This window comes from Mesorhizobium sp. M4A.F.Ca.ET.050.02.1.1 (assembly GCF_003997725.1).
Lineage (GTDB): Bacteria > Pseudomonadota > Alphaproteobacteria > Rhizobiales > Rhizobiaceae > Mesorhizobium.
This window is the reverse complement of sequence record NZ_RZSG01000776.1, coordinates 1-2,798: the sequence shown is the minus strand read 5'-3', so window position 1 is coordinate 2,798 and position 2,798 is coordinate 1. Positions and strand designations below refer to the sequence as shown.

Annotated in this window: 3 protein-coding genes and 1 pseudogene; 1 reads left to right on the top strand and 3 read right to left on the bottom strand. The window is 61.5% G+C overall.

The window, feature by feature from the left end:
* Positions 1-293 (bottom strand): annotated as a pseudogene (locus EOA33_RS30975) (hypothetical protein); the annotation flags it as partial.
* Between the two features lie 55 nt (positions 294-348).
* Positions 349-1,182 (bottom strand): hypothetical protein, encoded by an 834-nt coding sequence (locus EOA33_RS39405; protein ID WP_189347456.1) that lies wholly within the window; start codon positions 1,180-1,182, stop codon positions 349-351.
* A gap of 110 nt (positions 1,183-1,292) precedes the next feature.
* Here EOA33_RS39405 and EOA33_RS30960 point away from each other — a divergent pair, with 110 nt between their 5' ends.
* Positions 1,293-2,261, top strand: coding sequence for a LysR substrate-binding domain-containing protein (locus tag EOA33_RS30960; protein ID WP_126055585.1), 969 nt, complete (start codon positions 1,293-1,295; stop codon positions 2,259-2,261).
* Between the two features lie 324 nt (positions 2,262-2,585).
* Here the strand turns inward: EOA33_RS30960 and EOA33_RS39400 are convergent, their stop codons facing one another.
* The gene (locus EOA33_RS39400) at positions 2,586-2,753 is read right to left on the bottom strand and encodes a hypothetical protein (protein ID WP_189347458.1); all 168 of its coding nucleotides are present in this window, start codon (positions 2,751-2,753) and stop codon (positions 2,586-2,588) included.
* Positions 2,754-2,798: the final 45 nt, after the last annotated feature.

The window sequence follows — 2,798 nt, the reverse complement described above, 5'->3', positions numbered from 1 at the left end:
CGACGGCGATCCGGCCAACACCCCTCATCCGTCTCGGCGCTGCGCGCCGATCCACCTTCTCCCACAAGGGGAGAAGGTAAGGTGCGCAGCCTGATCAGCGCAAAGACCAGCGCGGCGCCGGTGAATTGCAGGAACTGCACCAGCGACACCGGATGATTTTCAAGCAGCGACTTGCCGACCAGCGCATTGGTCGACCACAGCGCCACCGCGCCTGCGGCAAAGGCCAGCGCGGCCGCGGGAGCCGTTCCATCCCGGACGATCCGGGATGGCGTCCTGTTTTCCTGCCTGGCCATGAGCTGTTCCGAATTGTGGATCAGTAAAGCAAGCCGGTTCCCGCCCATGACCTCATTACCATGATTCCCTGGCACCGCCGGAGACCGGTTCGGTGACCGGCTGCGGCGCGGGATGTTGTTCGGCAAAACGGCGATAGGCCGGCAGCTGATTGTTCCAGACGTCATCGGCCAGCTCGTTCACCCATTCGCGGTCATGATCGTTGTCGGCGGCGAGGTAGAACATCCGGTTGTCGTCGACATAGGGTTTTGCGACCGAACGCTGGTTGAGCACCAGGGTGACGCGCGAGCCGAGCTGGATGGGCGCCGTGCGGTGCAGCACGCCGAGGAACTGGCCGAGCGTCGCGTAGTTCATCTTGTGGTCGATGCGCATGATGCGGTTGCGCGGGATCTCGCGTCCGGATTCCAGGATCGCCCGCCCGGTCTCGGAATCATCGCAATAGATCTCCAGATGACCGCCGATCAGCGGATCGCTGATCGACAGCGGGATGAGCTCGGTGACCGGCACGCCGTCGCAATGCCATTCGACGGCACCGTCCTTGGGATTCATGAAGGTGACCGTCGAGCCGACGATCGACAGCGGATAGGGCTCGAGCTTGGTGCCCATCATGTCGGAGAGCCGCTCCAAGCGGAGCTTGTCGTTCAGCAGTTCCTTGATCTCGGGAATGTAACGGTCGGCGCCGGTGATGAAGGTAAGATCGAGATGCTTGTGGATGGCGTGGCTGGACTTCAGCTTCAACGCGGCCTCCTCGATCGCGGCAAGCAGCGCCGGGTCGTAGCCGTGCAGATACTGCGCGACGCCGAAGCTCGACACTTTCCAGGCGGTGTCGTGGCCGATGATGGCTTCACGGCTCATCGCATAGCGCAGTTCGGGGATGGTATGGGCGTTCATTCTACTTCTCCAGGTGGGGGCAACACTTGGTAAACAGTCGATTAATCCGCCCACCCCTGTAAATTTAGGAATGCTGGTGCTACCGTAAGCCCAGCTTAAGGTCGAAAACGGTGCGTCTGCTCAGTCAGGTCAACCTCAATTCGCTGAAGATCGTCGAGAGTGCTGCCAGGCACGGGAACTTCACGCGCGCCGGCGAAGAACAGTTCATCACCGCCTCGGCAGTCAGCCAGCGCGTCAAAAGCCTGGAAGATCAGTTGCGCTTCAAGATCTTCCAGCGCGGCGGCAACGCCGTGTCGCTGACGCCGGAAGGCGAGACCTATGTGTCGCGGGTGCGCGAAGCCCTGGAGCGGATCGTGGCGGCGAGCATGGAAGCGACCGGGCAATCACAGGCGCATGTGCTCAAGATCTCGGTGCTGCCAACCTTCGCAGCGCGCTGGCTGTTCCCGCGCCTGCCGATGTTCCAGCGGCAATATCCAGACATCGAGATGCGCGTCTCGACCTCCTACGCCACGCATGAGTTCGCGACCTCGGAGATAGATCTCGAAATACGCTATGGCGACGGCAGCTTCCCCGGGCTGCAGGCGGACCTTTTGTTCAAGGAAGACCTGACGCCGGTGTGCAGCAGGAAACTCTTCCACGAGATCCTCGGCGACAAGCCGCTGTCGAAGGTGACGCCGGATGATCTTCGGCATTTCACGCTCCTCCATTCCGACACCTGCACCCAGAACTGGCAGTCATGGCTTGCCTTTGCCGGGGCGAGCTTCGTGCTCGGCGAGACCAAGAGCATATATTTCGATTCCTGCATGATGTCCTACGAGGCGGCCAATGCAGGCCTGGGCTTTGCCGTCGCCAACCGCGCCTATATGGCGAGCGACATCCGCGCCGAGCGGCTGGTGGCACCGTTCGCGGTGCATCACCCCAACACCGCCGGCTGGTACTTCGTCAGCCCCGATACCCAGCACGCGGCGCGCAAGGTTGTGCTGTTCAAGCAATGGGTGATGGCGGAGGCGGCGCTGACTCAGCGCCAGCTGGACCTTGAGATCGCCGGGGTGCCAGTGAGGCGGGCGGCGATGGCTTGAGACAGCCGCTCGCTCATTTTTGAGGCTATACTTCACACTATGTGGGCAACCATCAGGTACAAATGACGATGCCCTGTCGCAACTCTGGGTTTTTGTTGTAGATTTCACACAATACACGAATTTTCAGACGAATTTCACACAATTCGAGAAGTCTTCCCCAACCCATCCCCTGACCTGGCGGCAAGACTCAGCTATAGTCTGTTTTGCGGCGGGCCTGACTTTCCCGCTTGGCCGGCGCTTTCCGCTTCCTCCCAAGCAGCGCCGGCCTTCTTCTTGCAGCGCCTGTGGTCATCTCGCCGCGCCGATCGCTTCATGAGCGGCGCGTCACTGCGCCGGCGGCGTCCCCTGCTGGTCGCCGCCAGTTGTGGACTTCGGCACCGGGTTCTTGTCGACCTGCGGATTCTGGTCGACGGGCGCCTTGGTCGGCTGGACATTGTTGTCGCAGGCGGCGAGCGCGAGCCCCAAAGCCAGCAGCATCGGAAGCTTCATCATGACAACCTCCTCTCGTTCGCCCCTTTTATGAGGGCAAACGAGGGG